The 14,123-nt window shown below is 67.6% G+C and carries 14 protein-coding genes; 6 read left to right on the plus strand and 8 right to left on the minus strand.

Features of this window, described 5'->3' with window-relative positions; all coding sequences use genetic code 11:
• Nucleotides 1-12 precede the first annotated feature (12 nt).
• On the plus strand, nucleotides 13-783 hold the full coding sequence (locus AB1A62_RS15050; RefSeq protein ID WP_366662272.1) for an HpcH/HpaI aldolase/citrate lyase family protein: 771 nt from the start codon (nucleotides 13-15) through the stop codon (nucleotides 781-783).
• 189 nt (nucleotides 784-972) lie between these two features.
• Here the strand turns inward: AB1A62_RS15050 and AB1A62_RS15055 are convergent, their stop codons facing one another.
• The 3 genes from AB1A62_RS15055 to AB1A62_RS15065 all read right to left on the minus strand — a co-directional run bounded on the left by AB1A62_RS15055 (nucleotide 973) and on the right by AB1A62_RS15065 (nucleotide 5,041).
• Nucleotides 973-2,625, minus strand: coding sequence for a DUF4139 domain-containing protein (locus tag AB1A62_RS15055; RefSeq protein WP_366662273.1), 1,653 nt, complete (start codon nucleotides 2,623-2,625; stop codon nucleotides 973-975).
• A 138-nt stretch (nucleotides 2,626-2,763) separates the two neighbouring features.
• Nucleotides 2,764-3,786, minus strand: coding sequence for an aspartate-semialdehyde dehydrogenase (locus AB1A62_RS15060; protein ID WP_366662274.1), 1,023 nt, complete (start codon nucleotides 3,784-3,786; stop codon nucleotides 2,764-2,766).
• A gap of 82 nt (nucleotides 3,787-3,868) precedes the next feature.
• Nucleotides 3,869-5,041, minus strand: a complete 1,173-nt coding sequence (locus AB1A62_RS15065; protein ID WP_366662275.1) for an MFS transporter — start codon at nucleotides 5,039-5,041, stop codon at nucleotides 3,869-3,871.
• A gap of 117 nt (nucleotides 5,042-5,158) precedes the next feature.
• Here AB1A62_RS15065 and AB1A62_RS15070 point away from each other — a divergent pair, with 117 nt between their 5' ends.
• Complete coding sequence (locus AB1A62_RS15070; RefSeq protein WP_366662276.1) at nucleotides 5,159-6,322, plus strand: DUF3095 domain-containing protein; 1,164 nt, start codon at nucleotides 5,159-5,161, stop codon at nucleotides 6,320-6,322.
• 2 nt (nucleotides 6,323-6,324) lie between these two features.
• Here the strand turns inward: AB1A62_RS15070 and AB1A62_RS15075 are convergent, their stop codons facing one another.
• A complete protein-coding gene (locus tag AB1A62_RS15075) occupies nucleotides 6,325-6,975 on the minus strand; it encodes a carbonic anhydrase (RefSeq protein WP_174148748.1) in 651 nt (216 codons plus the stop codon).
• Between the two features lie 176 nt (nucleotides 6,976-7,151).
• On the opposite strand from AB1A62_RS15075, the gene AB1A62_RS15080 reads away from it, so the two are divergent.
• The 3 genes from AB1A62_RS15080 to AB1A62_RS15090 all read left to right on the plus strand — a co-directional run bounded on the left by AB1A62_RS15080 (nucleotide 7,152) and on the right by AB1A62_RS15090 (nucleotide 9,808).
• Nucleotides 7,152-7,511, plus strand: a complete 360-nt coding sequence (locus AB1A62_RS15080; protein WP_366662349.1) for a hypothetical protein — start codon at nucleotides 7,152-7,154, stop codon at nucleotides 7,509-7,511.
• An 84-nt stretch (nucleotides 7,512-7,595) separates the two neighbouring features.
• Complete coding sequence (locus tag AB1A62_RS15085; RefSeq protein ID WP_366662277.1) at nucleotides 7,596-8,978, plus strand: leucyl aminopeptidase family protein; 1,383 nt, start codon at nucleotides 7,596-7,598, stop codon at nucleotides 8,976-8,978.
• A gap of 5 nt (nucleotides 8,979-8,983) precedes the next feature.
• Nucleotides 8,984-9,808 (plus strand): NlpC/P60 family protein, encoded by an 825-nt coding sequence (locus AB1A62_RS15090; RefSeq protein WP_366662278.1) that lies wholly within the window; start codon nucleotides 8,984-8,986, stop codon nucleotides 9,806-9,808.
• Between the two features lie 93 nt (nucleotides 9,809-9,901).
• Here the strand turns inward: AB1A62_RS15090 and AB1A62_RS15095 are convergent, their stop codons facing one another.
• The 3 genes from AB1A62_RS15095 to AB1A62_RS15105 form a co-directional block, all read right to left on the minus strand.
• Nucleotides 9,902-10,246 (minus strand): DUF2794 domain-containing protein, encoded by a 345-nt coding sequence (locus AB1A62_RS15095; protein WP_174148746.1) that lies wholly within the window; start codon nucleotides 10,244-10,246, stop codon nucleotides 9,902-9,904.
• 127 nt (nucleotides 10,247-10,373) lie between these two features.
• A complete protein-coding gene (locus AB1A62_RS15100; RefSeq protein ID WP_366662279.1) occupies nucleotides 10,374-11,063 on the minus strand; it encodes a metalloregulator ArsR/SmtB family transcription factor in 690 nt (229 codons plus the stop codon).
• A gap of 78 nt (nucleotides 11,064-11,141) precedes the next feature.
• Nucleotides 11,142-12,815: a DNA polymerase Y family protein gene (locus AB1A62_RS15105; protein ID WP_366662280.1), complete on the minus strand. Its 1,674-nt coding sequence runs from the start codon at nucleotides 12,813-12,815 to the stop codon at nucleotides 11,142-11,144.
• Between the two features lie 112 nt (nucleotides 12,816-12,927).
• Between AB1A62_RS15105 and AB1A62_RS15110 the strand changes: the two genes are divergently transcribed.
• On the plus strand, nucleotides 12,928-13,404 hold the full coding sequence (locus tag AB1A62_RS15110; protein ID WP_366662281.1) for a cytochrome c: 477 nt from the start codon (nucleotides 12,928-12,930) through the stop codon (nucleotides 13,402-13,404).
• Nucleotides 13,405-13,443: 39 nt separating this feature from the next.
• On the opposite strand, the gene AB1A62_RS15115 is transcribed toward AB1A62_RS15110, so the two are convergent.
• On the minus strand, nucleotides 13,444-14,061 hold the full coding sequence (locus AB1A62_RS15115; protein ID WP_366662282.1) for a TetR/AcrR family transcriptional regulator: 618 nt from the start codon (nucleotides 14,059-14,061) through the stop codon (nucleotides 13,444-13,446).
• Nucleotides 14,062-14,123: the final 62 nt, after the last annotated feature.

Here is a 14,123-nt window from a genome sequence, read left to right on the forward strand (position 1 = left end):
GAGGCCCCGCCAATGCCCGCACCCAGGAACACCTTCAAACAGGCTCTGTCACAGGGCAAACGCCAGATCGGCTGCTGGATGAGCTTCGCCGACGGCCAGATCGCCGAGATCATGGGCACCTGCGGCTTCGACTGGCTGGTGATCGACGGCGAGCATGCGCCCAACGACATCCGCTCGATCCGCGACCAGCTGATCGCGCTGGCGGCCTCCCCCAGCCATCCTGTGGTGCGGGTGCCGGTGGGCGAGACCTGGATGATCAAACAGGTGCTGGACGCGGGCGCCCAGACGGTGCTGGTGCCGATCGTGGAAAGCGCAGAACAGGCCCGCGAGCTGGTCCGCGCCTGCCGCTACCCGCCCAAGGGCGTGCGCGGCGTCGGCGCCACGGCGGCGCGCGCCACCATGTTCGGCACGGTCACTGAGTACATCCAGACCGCCGATCAGGAGGTCTGCTTGCTGGTACAGGTGGAAAACCGCGCCGGGATGGCGGCGCTCGATGAGATCCTGCAGGTCGAGGGCATCGACGGCGTCTTCATCGGCCCGGCGGACCTGTCCACCGACATGGGCCACCAGGGCAACTCCGCCCATCCGGAGGTGCGCGCGGCCATTGCCGATGCTATCACCCGCATCAAGGCCGCAGGTATCGCCCCCGGCATCCTCGGCACCACCGATGAGGCCACCCAGGCCTATGCCGACATGGGCGCGCAGTTCCTGGCGGTCGGCATCGACGTCATGGTGCTGGCCAAAAACGCCCGCGACCTGGCCGCCAAGTGGAAGGTAGACTAGACCCGCCCCGCAAATCGCACAGAAAGCCCTCCCGCGCCCGGCCGCAGCCCTGGCTTTTCCAGAGCAGCGGCAGGGGGTTTGGGCACGGCACCGCGCGATGCGCGGTGCCGTGCCCAACGGGAGGAAGGTATTTCCAATACCTGACGACGGGTGGGAGCCTTCCCTCCGCCATCAAGCGAGATGCCAAGATCAGCGCAGCACCATGCCCTCGGGCCAGCTGAGCGTGGTATCCAATTGGATGGTTTCACTCTCGCCAGCACCCAGCTCCAGATCCCAGGCCAGAATGCCGCGCTGTTTCTCGACGTTTTCCTTCGTGGGCCGCGGCGTGGCGCTCCACTCAATTTCCAGATCGTCCTGCTGCGAATAGGGCACACGGTCCAGCACCCGCACCGCCCAGTCCTGCGCGGTCAGGTTCTCCACTGTGATCTCCACCTTCTGCACCTGCGCGTTGCTGCGTGAGATCAGCCCCTGCTCACCCTCGCTCTGCCCCAGCACGTCGCGGCGCAACTGAAGCCCTTCGATGGGGCCGAACCCTGCGTCCATCTCCGCCCCCGGCGCCAGCCCGGCGAAGTCCTCCACTGTGACCAGCTTGCCATCAACAAACCGCGGCACCTCATCCGAGGCCAGCAGCTGCTCGCCGAAGGTGTTAGTGAAGGTCGCCACACGGTAGGCGGTCCCGTCCTGCAACGGCACCGCCACCGCCCGCACCTCTGCCTTGGCGGTAAGGCTGTCCATTTCCAGCCGCAGCAGATCAGCGCCGGAGGCAATCGACACAGGCAGGCCGAACCGGTAGGTCGCCGCCGCACCGCCCAGATCAGCGCCCCAGCCGCTCCGGGCCTCCTCCGCAAAAACAGGCGCAGCGGCCGGTTCCGCCAGCGCAGACAGCTCCGCCACATCCTGCCCCATGGACTTCAGCGCCCGCGGCAGCTGCGGCTCCTCGATCCGGCGCAGCCAGGGGTGCAGCGCAGAGGGGCTGCCCTGCTCATCCGGCACCGCCGTCGACAGCGTCAGCGCCACATCCTGCCAGTTTTCGCCGGTGTCCTGCACCAGCATCACCGCCCGCTTCAGGATCACCTGCTGCTCGGTCACGGTGCTAAGGTGCATCTCGTAGGACGGCTGCCAGCCGATATTGCCTTCACCCGCAGTGTAATAGCTCACCTTGACGGCACCTTCACCCGCCTGCTCCGCGTCGATATCCACCGCGATGTACAGCCGGTCCTCATCCTCCAGCGTGATCGCAGCCAGGGCGGCGCGCGCCTCTGCCAGCTCCTCTTCCAGGTCCTCCAGCTGCAGCTCGATCCGGCGTGCCTCAGCCTCTGCCGCCACCGCTGCCTGGCTGGCCCCCGCTGCCTCCGCGGAGATCATCCGGGCAATTTCACTCAACGCAGCCGCATCCGCCTCTGCCAGCCCTTCGTTTGCGCCCAGCTGCTGCAGGAACCCAATCGAGGCCTCCGCCGCCCGCACCCCGGCCCGGGCGCCCGCAGCTTCATCGCGCACCGCGGCAATCCGCGCCTCCACCTCGCGCACCCGCGCTTCGGCGGCCTCCGCCTCCGGGTCATCCGCATCGCGCGGCGGCACGTAATCCTCACGCAGCAGGGTGGCGACGCGGCGGGCGCCGGCGATCTCCACCTGCAGGGTCTCCAGCGCGGCCGTCCGCGGCACGTTCTGCAGGATCAGCCGGTGGCGGCCTTCCGGCAGGGTCAGCGCAGCGCTGCGGGTGACTTCCGCCAGCCCGGGATACAGCGTCACCGCCGATACCGTGCTGCTGACGGGGATCGTGTCTGCGCCTGCGGCTGCCGCGGCAAATGAGGATAAGGCAAAGGCCATCAAGGAAAATCGCATTGGCATCTCTCGAACAAATATCCGCGGGGCAAACCTGCCCGCCCGCTGCCAAGCCTAGCCGCCGCCCCGCCCCGAAGCCACGCAAAAGAAAAGGGCCGCTTCCTGCGAAGCGGCCCCCTGTTCAGATGAGCGAAAGGCTCAGCCCTTCTTCAGGACCTCACGGCCCAGCAGCTCGGCAATCTGCACCGCGTTCAGCGCCGCGCCCTTGCGCAGGTTGTCGCTGACGCACCACAGGTTCAGGCCGTTCTCGATGGTCGAATCCTGGCGGATACGGCTGATGAAGGTGGCGAAATCGCCGACGCATTCCACCGGGGTCACGTAGCCGCCGGCCTCGCGCTTGTCGATCACCATGATGCCGGGCGCCTCGCGCAGGATGTCGCGCGCCTCGTCCTCGTCCAGGAAGTCCTCGAACTCAATGTTCACGGATTCGGAGTGGCCGACAAACACCGGCACCCGGACGCAGGTCGCGGTGACCTTGATCGCCGGATCGACGATCTTCTTGGTCTCGGCGACCATCTTCCACTCTTCCTTGGTCGAGCCGTCTTCCATGAAGACGTCGATGTGCGGAATGACGTTGAAGGCGATCTGCTTGGGGTACACCTTCGGCGGCACGTCTTGCGTGGGGTTGTAGACCGCCTTGGTCTGATCCCACAGCTCATCGATCGCGTCCTTGCCGGAGCCGGACACCGACTGGTAGGTCGAAACCACGACGCGCTTGATCTTGGCGCGGTCGTGCAGCGGTTTCAGCGCCACAACCATCTGCGCGGTGGAGCAGTTGGGGTTGGCGATGATGTTCTTGTTCTTGTAGCCGTGGACCGCCTGCGGGTTCACTTCCGGCACGATCAGCGGGATGTCCGGGTCGTAGCGGTAGAGCGACGAGTTGTCGATCACCACGCAGCCGGCCTCGGCCGCCTTGGGCGCGTATTTCTTGGTCGCGTCAGAGCCGATGGCAAACAGCGCCATGTCCCAGCCGGCAAAATCGAAGGTGTCCAGATCCTTGGTAGTGAGTGTCTTATCGCCAAAGCTGACTTCGGTGCCGAGAGATTTGCGGCTTGCCAGCGCAGCGATCTCCTCCACAGGAAACTGGCGCTCGGCCAGGATGTTCAGCATTTCGCGGCCCACGTTGCCAGTGGCGCCAACGACGACGATGCGGTAACCCATTTGTCTGTTTCTCCAGTATTGCCCGGCCCCATGGCCGGCGCGGGAGTGATAATGGTTCCGGGACCAAGTTTAAAGACCTGTATCAATCCATGCTGTCGCGGCTGAGCAGATAAATTGCGCAGCCGAGCCCCAGAAGCACCAAAAAGAAGGCGAAAATGCCCGTATAGGGCAAGGATGGGTCCGCTCCGGCCAGGTTTGCGTGGAGGCGCCCGGTGGCGAACTGCATGATTCCCACCCCGCCGATGCCAAAGAGATTGAGCAGCGTGACCCCCCGCCCGGCCAGATGCGGCGGCACAAAGGCGCGCCCGTGCGCCATGATCACCGGAAAGGACGCGCCGAAGAACCCCACCGCCGCCATCATCGCCACCGGCATCCAGACCGGCGCCCCGGTGGCCAGGATCAGCCCGCCCAAGCTCACGCAGCCCAGCAGGTTGCCGCCCAGGATCACCCATTTGCGGGTGCCCAGCATCCGGTCTAGCGGCCCGTAAGAAAACGTGCCTGCAATCATCGCCGCCCCCATCACCAGCGTCGCTAGCCCCACCTGCTGGGTGCTGAGCCCGTAAACATCGTTCAGAAAGGGCCCGATCCACAGCCCCCGCAGCGCGCCGGAGGGCGCATAGGCCACCAGCATCAGCGGGAAAATCGCCCACATCGCCGGCATCTTCAGCAGATCAAAGACCGACCCCTTGTGTTCACCCGCCGGCTTGTCCGGGTCGCTGACGGTCAGAAAGATCCCCGCCGCCACGATGGCCGACACAACAGCCAGCCCCGCCAGCGTGCCGCGCCAGCCGAACAGATCCACCGCCAGCGCCGTCGGGTAGGAGGCCACCAGATTGCCGGCCGATCCCACCCCCAGCATCAGCGCTGCCAAGGTGGCAAACCGCGCGGGCGGGTACTGGCGGGCAAAGATATAGTAGGACGCCATCAGCACCGGCGAACAGCCGATGCCGATCAGGAACATGGCTGCCCCCACATGCCAGGGCGCGGTTGCGGCAGCAAACACCGCGGCGCCGCCGCCGCCGCCAAGCAGCAGCAGGAGCGACGCACTGCGCCGCGGCCCGATGTGGTCCAGCGCCCAGCCCACCGGCAGCTGCATCGCCGCAAAGGACAGGAACCACATGCCCGACGCAAACGCCAGATCATCCGGCGCCGCGCCGATATCCTGCCCCAGCACCCCCGACAGCACCGCCAGGAAGGCGCGGAAAAACTGGCTCAGCACATAGGCCAGGCACAATAAGATCAACCCTGCCTGCATTTTCCCTCCCCCGCGTTTTTCGTTGCTGCCGCACAGCTTGCATGTTTGGCGCGGACGCACAATTTGTTTAGACAGAAACGGCAGGTCACGGGATCACGCCACAGGGGGAAGATGCATATGACGACGGATAGCTTCTATGCCGCCCTCCCCAAGGTCCGCGAGTTCGGCGATCTCTCCGACCCGTCCGTCTTTGCGCCGCTGCCCGGCGACTGGCACCTGTGCTGCACCGACATCGTGAATTCCACCGGGCTGGTGAAGGCGGGCCGCTACAAGACCGTAAACATGGTCGGCGCCGCGGTGATCGCCGCGATGCGCAACGCGCTGGAGGGCGAGGCGTTTCCCTATGTCTTCGGCGGCGACGGCGCGTCCTTTGCGGTGCCGCCCCGCCACCAGGCCACGGCGCAGCGCGTTCTCGGCAGCCTGCGCAGTTGGACCGAGGCGGAATACGGCATCTCCCTGCGCGCCGCAGTGCTGCCGGCCGCCGCGATCCGCGCCGAGGGGCTGGACGTGCAGGTCGCCCGCTACGCGGTGTCGGAGCACGCCGATTTCGCCATGTTCAGCGGCGGCGGCCTGGCCTGGGCCGAAGCGCAGATGAAATCCGGCGCCTTCGCGGTGGCACCCGCGCCGCAGGCCGCTCCGCCCGACCTGGCCGGCCTCTCCTGCCGCTGGAGCAACACGCCTGCCCGCCACGGCATCATCCTGTCGGTGGTGGCGCAGCCCGCCCCCGGCGCCGGCCCGCAGGCCTTTGCCCGGCTCGCCGCCGAAGTGCTGGATCTGGCGGCAGAGCTGGAGGACAACGGCCACCCGGTCCCCAAGGCCGGCCCCAAGCTGCGCTTCCCGCCCGCCGGGCTGACGCTCGAAGCCCAGGCCTCCCGCGGCCGGGCACCGCTGGTTCTGAGGAAACTTGCGCTGTTCTTCCACAGCGCTTTGGCCGGGCTGATCTTTGTCACCAAACGCCGCGTCGGCAGCTTCGACCCGGTGCACTACCTGTCGATGCTCCGGGCGCATTCGGATTTCCGCAAATTCGACGACGGGCTGAAGATGACGCTGGACTGCACGCCCGCCATCCGCGACCGCATCCGCCAGCATCTGCAGCAGGCGGCTGAGGCCGGGCTGGCGCAGTTCGGCCTGCACGAGCAGGACGCCGCCATGGTCACCTGCATCGTGCCCTCCCCGGTGGAGGACGACCACATCCACTTCGTCGACGGCGCCGCGGGCGGCTATACGCAAGCAGCCGCCAATCTGGCGGCTGCGTTTGGGTCCGGCAAGAAAACGGCCTGACCTCAGACCGGGGCGAAAGTGCCCGCCTTGGGGTCATAGCATTCCAGCCCGCCCTCGCCGATATCGGTCCACAGCCCGTGCAGGCTCAGCTCGCCCGCCTTCACTGCCGATTCGATGAACGGGAAGGTCATCAGGTTCTCCAGCGAGGCGACAACCGCCTGCCGCTCGAACTGGCGCGCCTGCTCCACCGGATCCTCGATATCCTCGACACCTCCGAACTTGGGCTTCAGGATGTCCATCCAGCGGCCGACAAAGCTGGTTTTCTCCTCCAGCTGCGGCGCGTTGCCCTTGCACATGTCGATGCAGCCCTGCACGCCGCCGCACTGCGAATGCCCCAGCACGATCAGATGCGACACCTTCAGCGCGGTGACCGCGTATTCCACCGCCGCCGAGGTGCCGTGGTGGTCGCCGTCGGGCGCAAACGGCGGCACCAGGTTGGCGATATTGCGGTGAATGAAAAACTCGCCCTGGTCGGCGCCGAAGATCGAGGTCACATGCACCCGGCTGTCGCAGCAGGAGATCACCATCGCCCGCGGCCGCTGGCCCTCGGTTGCCAGACGGCGGTACCATCCCTGGTTCTCCTCATAGGATGTGGCCTTCCAGCCGTGGTACCGGGTCACCAGATAACTCGGGAGAGGTTTGGCAAATTCCAATGTCGAATCCTCGGTTCATTTCACGTTGCCGGCCGTATTACCCTGCATTGTCTCAAAATTCGAGGAATTTGATCCGCCCGCGGAAACCTTTTGAAAACTTCTGGCTTCCACATTGGGCAGCGTGCCGTGGGGGTACAAAGAATTGGGTGATTGTGGTGGCTAACATACTGACAGTGATGCACTCCGAGACAGTGCGCTTAGATCCTGACAAACTTTCCGCGCTCTATGAACAGCTCGGCGAAGCCGGTGCCGAGGACGTCGTGTGCCGGGCGATTGAGGAAATGGCAGTCCGCCTGACGCATTGCGAGCGTCTGTGGCGGCAGAACGATATGATGAACCTGCGCAAGAGCGCCCGGTCGCTGATTGCGATGGCCGAACAGATCGGCATGACGGCGCTGGCAACAATTGCCAAGGACGTGACCCAGGCCATCGATGCCGAGGACGCGCCGGCCGTTGCCGCCATCCTGTTCCGGCTGATGCGGGTGGGCGAACGCTCGCTGACCGCGGTCTGGGACCAGCAGGACATGACGATCTGACATTCCGCAGCCCGCGGGGCTTGCAGGCCGCGCAGCGGCGGCTACTCTGGCGCATCAGAAATGATTGCAACCGGAGTTTTTTCGATGCCGCCAGTCTTTGCCGCGCCCGGCCCGGACGCCTGTCCCGTGCATGTCATCGCAAGCGATGCTTTCGACAGCTGGCTCTCGGGCCAGCCGCAGCGCGTTCAGGCCTGGGCCAAGGCACAGGGCTTCACCGGCGCCTGCGGCCAGGCCCTGACGGTGCCGGACGCCGATGGCGGGATCACAATGGCCCTGGCGGGCTACGGCAGCGCCGCCCAGCGCGCGCGCCGCCGCTTCGTGCTGGCCGAAGCGGCGCAGAAACTGCCTGCGGGCACCTACCGCATCGCCTCCGGCCTGCCCGCTGAGGCCGCCGCCAGCGAGTCGCTCGGCTGGCTGCTAACCGCCTACCGATTCGACCGTTACAAGGACGCCAAGGGCGAAGCCGCCGCGCTGCAAGCGCCCGAAGGCGTGGAGGTCGCCGCCGTGGAATCGCTGGCCGCTGCCGAATGCCTGACCCGCGACCTGATCAACACCCCCGCCTCCGACATGGGCCCGGCAGAGCTTCAAGCCGCAGCCGAATCCCTCGCGCAGGAGTTCGGCGCAGAAACCTCCGTCACCCTGGGCGAAGACCTCTTGGCCCGGAACTTCCCGCTGATCCACACCGTCGGCCGCGCCTCGGACCGGGCGCCGCGGCTCATTGACCTGCGCTGGGGCAGCAGCGGCCCGAAACTCGCCCTGGTGGGCAAGGGCGTCTGCTTCGACACAGGCGGGCTGAACCTGAAGCCCGGCAACAGCATGGCGCTGATGAAAAAGGACATGGGCGGCGCCGCCAATGTGCTGGGCCTCGCCCGCATGATCATGGCTGCCGGGCTGAAGCTGCAGCTGCGGGTGCTGATCCCCGCAGTGGAAAATGCCGTCTCCGGCGCGGCCTTCCGCCCCGGCGATGTGCTGATGTCGCGCAAGGGACTGACGGTGGAGAACAACAATACCGACGCCGAGGGCCGACTGGTGCTGGCCGACGCCCTGGCACTGGCGGCAGAGGACGCGCCGGACCTGCTGATCTCGATGGCGACCCTCACCGGCGCAGCGCGGGTCGCCGTCGGCCCCGACCTGTCGCCCTTCTATACCGATCACGACGGCGACGCCGCCGCGCTTGCGGCCAGCGCCGCCCGCACCGCCGACCCGGTCTGGCGGATGCCCTTCCACGATCCTTACGAGACGATGATCGAACCCGGCATCGCCGATCTGGACAACGCGCCCTCAGGCGGCTTTGCCGGCTCGATCACCGCGGCCCTGTTCCTGCGCCGCTTTGCCGGAGAGACCCGCTACATGCATTTCGACATCTACGGCTGGACCCCCAGCGCCGCGCCGGGCCGTCCCAAGGGCGGCGCGCTGCAGGGCGCCCGCGCGCTGTTTGCCGCGCTGCCGGACATGCTGGAGCTCTGAGCCTCATGGCCGACCGCCGCCGCTTGCCCCTGAATGACCGTATCGCCGCCGCGCATCTGACACACGCGCCCGAAGGGCTGGAACGTGTTGACGGCACCGCCGCCCGCATCGGTGCCGCCGTCGCCGACCTGTTGCGCGCGCCGGACGGCCCCCGCGACCGCCAGTTGGTCTACGGCGAGCCGGTCACGGTCTACGAGGACCGCGGCGGCTGGTCCTTCCTTCAGGCGGCCAAGGATTCCTACGTGGGTTATGTGCCCGGCAGCGCCCTGACCGCGCCGTTCGAGGCCACCCATTGGGTCAGCGCCCCGGCCACCCACGCCTATTCGGCCGATGATTTCAAGTCGCCGGAAACCCATGCTCTCAGCCACGCCAGCCGGGTGCAGGTTCTGGGCGGCGCGGGACGGTTCCTTGAAACCACCCTCGGCTTCATCCCCGCCCGCCACCTGTCGCCGCTGGGCGCCCATGCCGATGATCCGGTGGCGGTGGCGGAGCTTTTCCTCGGCACGCCCTACCTCTGGGGCGGCAACAGCCGCTTCGGCATCGACTGCTCCGGCCTGGTGCAGGCGGCGCTCTTGGCCTGCGGCACCCCCTGCCCCGGCGACAGCGACATGCAGGAGGCAGAGCTGGGCGATCCAGCCCCTGCCGGGGACTACCAGCGCGGCGACCTGCTGTTCTGGAAAGGCCATGTCGCCATGGCGCGGGACGCACAGACCCTGATCCACGCCAATGCCCACGATATGGCAGTGGCGATCGAGCCCATCGGCGCGGCAATCGAGCGGATCGCGGCGCAGGGCGACGGCCCGGTCACCGCCCACAAGCGGCTGGCGTAACGCGGCCCCGTTGCCGCGGGAAAAAATCTTCATAAGATTTTTGGCCGGAATTTTGTGAAAATTCCGGTCGCCGCTCCGCCGCGATCCTCGCGGCTACTCCACGGAGCGGATCAGCTTGCGCTCCAGCACCCTCAGCACGGTCTTCAGATCCGTGCCGCGCTTCAGGATATGCCCGTCCATGCCGACCACCGAATACTGCCCCTGCCGGTTGCGCAGCTTGGGGCGCTTTTCGATCCGGTAGAGCGGATGCTCTGCCGTGCGCCGGAAGACGGAGAATACTGCCAGATCACGCAAGGAAGAAATCCCGTAATCGCGCCATTCCCCGGCGGCCACCATCCGTCCGTACAACGAAAGAATGACCGACAGTTCCCGCCGGTCAAATGCGACTTGCTGAGGGTAGGGAGATCCGGGAAAAGGCTGCACCTGATCAAAGCTCATAGTTAAAAGGTTGCGCCGTTTCCGGGGCAAATCAAGGCTTTTAACGTTCGATTTTTCGTGTGGTGCAGGATGCGCACAGGCGCGGAAGGCGTGTTTCCGCCCATCTCAGAGCCTGCTTCAGGCCCGCTCAGGCCGCTGCCAGCGCGCCGCAGCGCAGATCCAGGATCTGCTCCAGCGCCACCCGTCCGGGCGCGCTCAGCAGCAGCCCGCGCTTGTGCCGGTGCCGCTTGACCCAGCCGCTGTCCAGCGCGTGATCCAGGATCTGCCGCCCCATCGGCCCCGCCACATGCAGCTTGCGCTCGGTCCAGTCCAGGCAAGGCCGGGCAAAGGGCTGGCGGCCTGTCTTTTCCGGCAGCACCACCCCCAGTTTCAGCCATTCCCCGGCCGGAACCGCGCGGAAGGCGCCCTGCTCTTCCACCAGCATGCCGCGGTCCAGGAAGGCGCGGGTCATCGCCACCGCCAGCGGGCCCGCCAGGTGGTCGTAACAGCTGCGCAGCTGCGCCAGCCCGCCCGCCTTGCGCTGCTGGGCACGGTGCAGGCTGTCCGCAGGCGCAATTGCCGCCAGTTGCTCCAGCGCATGGGCCACCTCTGCGCCGGCCAGCCGGTGGTAGACGCAGCGGCCGCGCTTTTCCGCCACCACCAGCCCGGCATCCTGCAGCAGCCGCAAATGGGCAGAGGCGGTCTGCGGCGTCACCCCGGCCGCCGCCGCCAGCTCCTTGTTGGTATAGGCGCGGCCCTCCATCAGTTCGCACAGCATCTGCGTGCGGCTGGCGTCGCTGATGGCCTGGCCCAGAATGTCGAAACGCGGTGTGATCATGCCCCCACCCTATGCGGTTTGCGCAAGGACACCCAAGCAAAACCCTTCGCCGCGCGCCGAACTGTCCGCGCCGCCCGGTCACGCAAACGACCCATGGCAGAACCAGCCCGGCGACAGCGCGCCGCCATGGGCAAAGAACAGCCACAGCCGCGTGCCGCAGTCCGTCACCACCACCCAGTAATCGCGCACGCCGCTACGCCACTCGGGATCTTCCAGCCACCACTCGGGCGCAATCCGCTCCGGCCCCTCCGCCTCTGCCAGCGCCCAGTCCCGGCCGCGCCAGCGGAAGCGTTCCGGCACCTGCGGCACATCCGGCGCATGGACCAGTTCGGGCCGCCACAAGAGCAGCGGCCGGGGCCGCGGCGGCAGCGGCCAGTCGCCGGCGGCAGGCTCCGACCAGGCCGCCGCCTGCACGGTAAAGGTTTTCTCCGGGATATGGCTCTCTGCCGGGTGACAGCGGGTGATTGCCTCCAGCCCCAGCCGCGCGCCCAGCCGGCCGATCAGATCCTCCAGCGCCGCGCCATCCTCCTGCCGCGCCCGCGCTGCGGCGCCCGCCTGCATGTGGCCCGCCGGAGTGCGGGCGTGAATGGCCTCCGCCTGCAAGACCTCCAGCCGCAGCATGTCGATGCCGTAGCCGGCGTCGATCTGCTCCAGCTTCATCTCCAGCAGAGGCCGGATGCGGGCAGGCTCGCGGCTGGCGCGGGCCAGGCCCAGGGTCACGGCCTCCATCGCCTGATCGCAGCGGTGCGCCTCCAGCCGCAGCACACGGGCGCCCTTGCCGCGCGCCTCCAGCCGGGCACACAGCCGCGGCAGCATCCGGTCAATGCCCGCCAGCAGGTCCTCCATCAGCCCGATCGGCTCCGGCAGGGTCAGCCGCACCGCAAAACGGTCCGGGCTGCGCGCGGGCGAGACCGGCTCAGGCGCGCTGCCCATCGCCTGATCCAGCCGCAACACCAGCCCCTGGCCGAACCGGCGCGCCAGGCTGGCCCGCGGCTGCCCCAGCAGGTCGCCGATCCGCCTGAGCCCCAGCCGGTTCAGCTGCGCCACCGTGGCGCTGTCCAGCCGCAAGGCCGCCACCGGCAGCGGGGCCAGCGCGCCATAGGCCTGGCCGGTTTCCGCAATCCGGCCCAGCTGCGGCACCACCGCCTGCAGCTGCGGCGCCGCACCGCCCCGGGTCCAGTGGCGCCGCTTGACGCTCTGGCGTTTCTGCGCCCGGGCACGGGTCGCGCGCGCCTCCTGATCGATGGCATCGCCCGACCGCTCCGGCGCCGCCTCCTCGCCTGCGTAGCGCGCCAGCGCCCAGGCCGCGCCCAGGGTGTCGGCCAGCCCCATCCGCACGCTCAGACCCATCTCCGCACAGTCCTGCCCCGCGGTCTCCATCAACGCCGCCTCGCTGCCGAACAGATGCGCGCAGCCGGTGAGGTCGATGGTCAGCCCGTCCTCCCCGGCCTCTGCCACCCAGGGACTGAACTTGCCCGCCCAGCGCCTGAGCGCGGCCAGGAACGCTGCCTCCGCCGCGCGGTTGCGCGGCCGCACCACCAGGCCCGCGCACATAGCATGGGCATCGCGCAAGGGCTGGCCAGCCTGCAGCCCCTCTGCCGAGGCGGCCCTGTTTAACGCAGAAATAACCTGGGTGTTGGACACTTCCTCAACGACGGCCAGCGGCCCGGCAATGCCGCCGCGCTCCGCCCGCAAAATGCGTTCGGCGCCAAGGCGCGGAAACCACAGCGACAGAATGCGGCGATGGGGCATGGGCAGATCGGGCAGCAGGGGCCGCCAGGCGGCAGGTTACAGGAGGCTCACGGCAGATGTTCCTATTTTGTTCCAAATATGCGATTCGGTCAATCCGCATGAGCACTGCGCCATGACCCTGCGCCTGCTCAAACCTCTTGCCTGTTTCGCCCTGCTTGCGGCCCTGGCCGCCGGCCCCTCGGCCCCGGTCACGGCGGATAGCGGCCTCAGCAAGCATGTGACCCGCCGCATCGCCCTGATGACCGGGCAGAAGGCGGCGATGGACGTGCTCACCGGCATGATGGCCGGGCGCGTCATCTTCGACCGGGACAAGGCCCGCAGCGCCCGGCGCCAGCTGATCAAATCCACCGGCAGCATCCGCAAGCACTTCAAGAAACCGCAACTGGATCCGCGCTCCAACGCCCGGCCGCTGATCTGGCACGCCTGGGATGATTTCAAGGCCCGCGCCGGAACCGCCCAAGCCGCGGCCAGGAACCTTAACACCCGCTCCCTGCCCGCCCTGCGCCGCTCCCTGCCCGGCCTGATGCAAAGCTGTCTCAGCTGTCACGAGACCTACCGCAGCACCCCCAACAGCTTCACCACACACTGAGAGGAAAGTGACGGGGCACCGCTCCCGCAGGCCGCAGGTTCAGGCGCCGAACCGCGCCATGAAGGTGTCGATCGCGCCGCTGATCACCCGCTCGCGCTCAGCCTCGGTGAACTCGGTGTCGATCTTGAACAGGAAGCGCAGGAACACATCGGCCTTGCACAGCTCGATGAACTGCGCGGCGGCCAGATCGGCGTCTTCGATCTTCAATTCTCCTCGCGCCGCCGCGACCTCCATATAGGCCTGGATCTCCCCGTGCAGCACCATCGGCCCGCTTTCATAGAACATCGGCCCCAGTTCCGGGAACCGGTCGGCCTCGGCCACGAAGATGCGGAACAGCTGCAGGCTGAAGCCGCCCAGCAGCACCCCGTGCACCCGCTCCGCCGCCGCCCGCAGCACATCCCGCGGCCCGCAGCTGCCGGGCGTCAGGTCCAGCGATTCATCCGCCTGCTGCACGCAGGCTGAGCGCACCACCTCCATGAACAGCACCCGCTTGTCGGGGAAATAGCTGTAGAGCGTCGCCTTGGAGACCCCCGCCGCCTTGGCGATCTTGTCGACGCTGGCGCCCTCGAAGCCGTCCGCCAGGAACACCTCGCGCGCGCCTTCCAGGACCTGATCGAATTTCCGGCCGGTGCGCAGGACGCTGGCTTGCTGGTTCATGCGGGCTCCGTTGGCTGCGTAGGGGTCTGGGCCTAATGTAGCCTGCGCCGTCCCATTGCAAC

Source organism: Leisingera sp. JC11, from assembly GCF_040704725.1.
Taxonomy (GTDB): domain Bacteria; phylum Pseudomonadota; class Alphaproteobacteria; order Rhodobacterales; family Rhodobacteraceae; genus Leisingera.

Bases quoted from the DNA above. Each gene is read 5' to 3' on its own strand.
- AB1A62_RS15070 (WP_366662276.1), top strand. From the start codon at position 5,159: ATGACGACGGATAGCTTCTATGCCGCCCTCCCCAAGGTCCGCGAGTTC.
- AB1A62_RS15110 (WP_366662281.1), top strand. From the start codon at position 12,928: ATGACCCTGCGCCTGCTCAAACCTCTTGCCTGTTTCGCCCTGCTTGCG.
- AB1A62_RS15055 (WP_366662273.1), bottom strand. From the start codon at position 2,625: ATGCGATTTTCCTTGATGGCCTTTGCCTTATCCTCATTTGCCGCGGCA.
- AB1A62_RS15080 (WP_366662349.1), top strand. From the start codon at position 7,152: ATGCACTCCGAGACAGTGCGCTTAGATCCTGACAAACTTTCCGCGCTC.
- AB1A62_RS15050 (WP_366662272.1), top strand. From the start codon at position 13: ATGCCCGCACCCAGGAACACCTTCAAACAGGCTCTGTCACAGGGCAAA.
- AB1A62_RS15065 (WP_366662275.1), bottom strand. From the start codon at position 5,041: ATGCAGGCAGGGTTGATCTTATTGTGCCTGGCCTATGTGCTGAGCCAG.
- AB1A62_RS15095 (WP_174148746.1), bottom strand. From the start codon at position 10,246: ATGAGCTTTGATCAGGTGCAGCCTTTTCCCGGATCTCCCTACCCTCAG.
- AB1A62_RS15105 (WP_366662280.1), bottom strand. From the start codon at position 12,815: ATGCCCCATCGCCGCATTCTGTCGCTGTGGTTTCCGCGCCTTGGCGCC.
- AB1A62_RS15060 (WP_366662274.1), bottom strand. From the start codon at position 3,786: ATGGGTTACCGCATCGTCGTCGTTGGCGCCACTGGCAACGTGGGCCGC.
- AB1A62_RS15085 (WP_366662277.1), top strand. From the start codon at position 7,596: ATGCCGCCAGTCTTTGCCGCGCCCGGCCCGGACGCCTGTCCCGTGCAT.
- AB1A62_RS15115 (WP_366662282.1), bottom strand. From the start codon at position 14,061: ATGAACCAGCAAGCCAGCGTCCTGCGCACCGGCCGGAAATTCGATCAG.
- AB1A62_RS15090 (WP_366662278.1), top strand. From the start codon at position 8,984: ATGGCCGACCGCCGCCGCTTGCCCCTGAATGACCGTATCGCCGCCGCG.
- AB1A62_RS15100 (WP_366662279.1), bottom strand. From the start codon at position 11,063: ATGATCACACCGCGTTTCGACATTCTGGGCCAGGCCATCAGCGACGCC.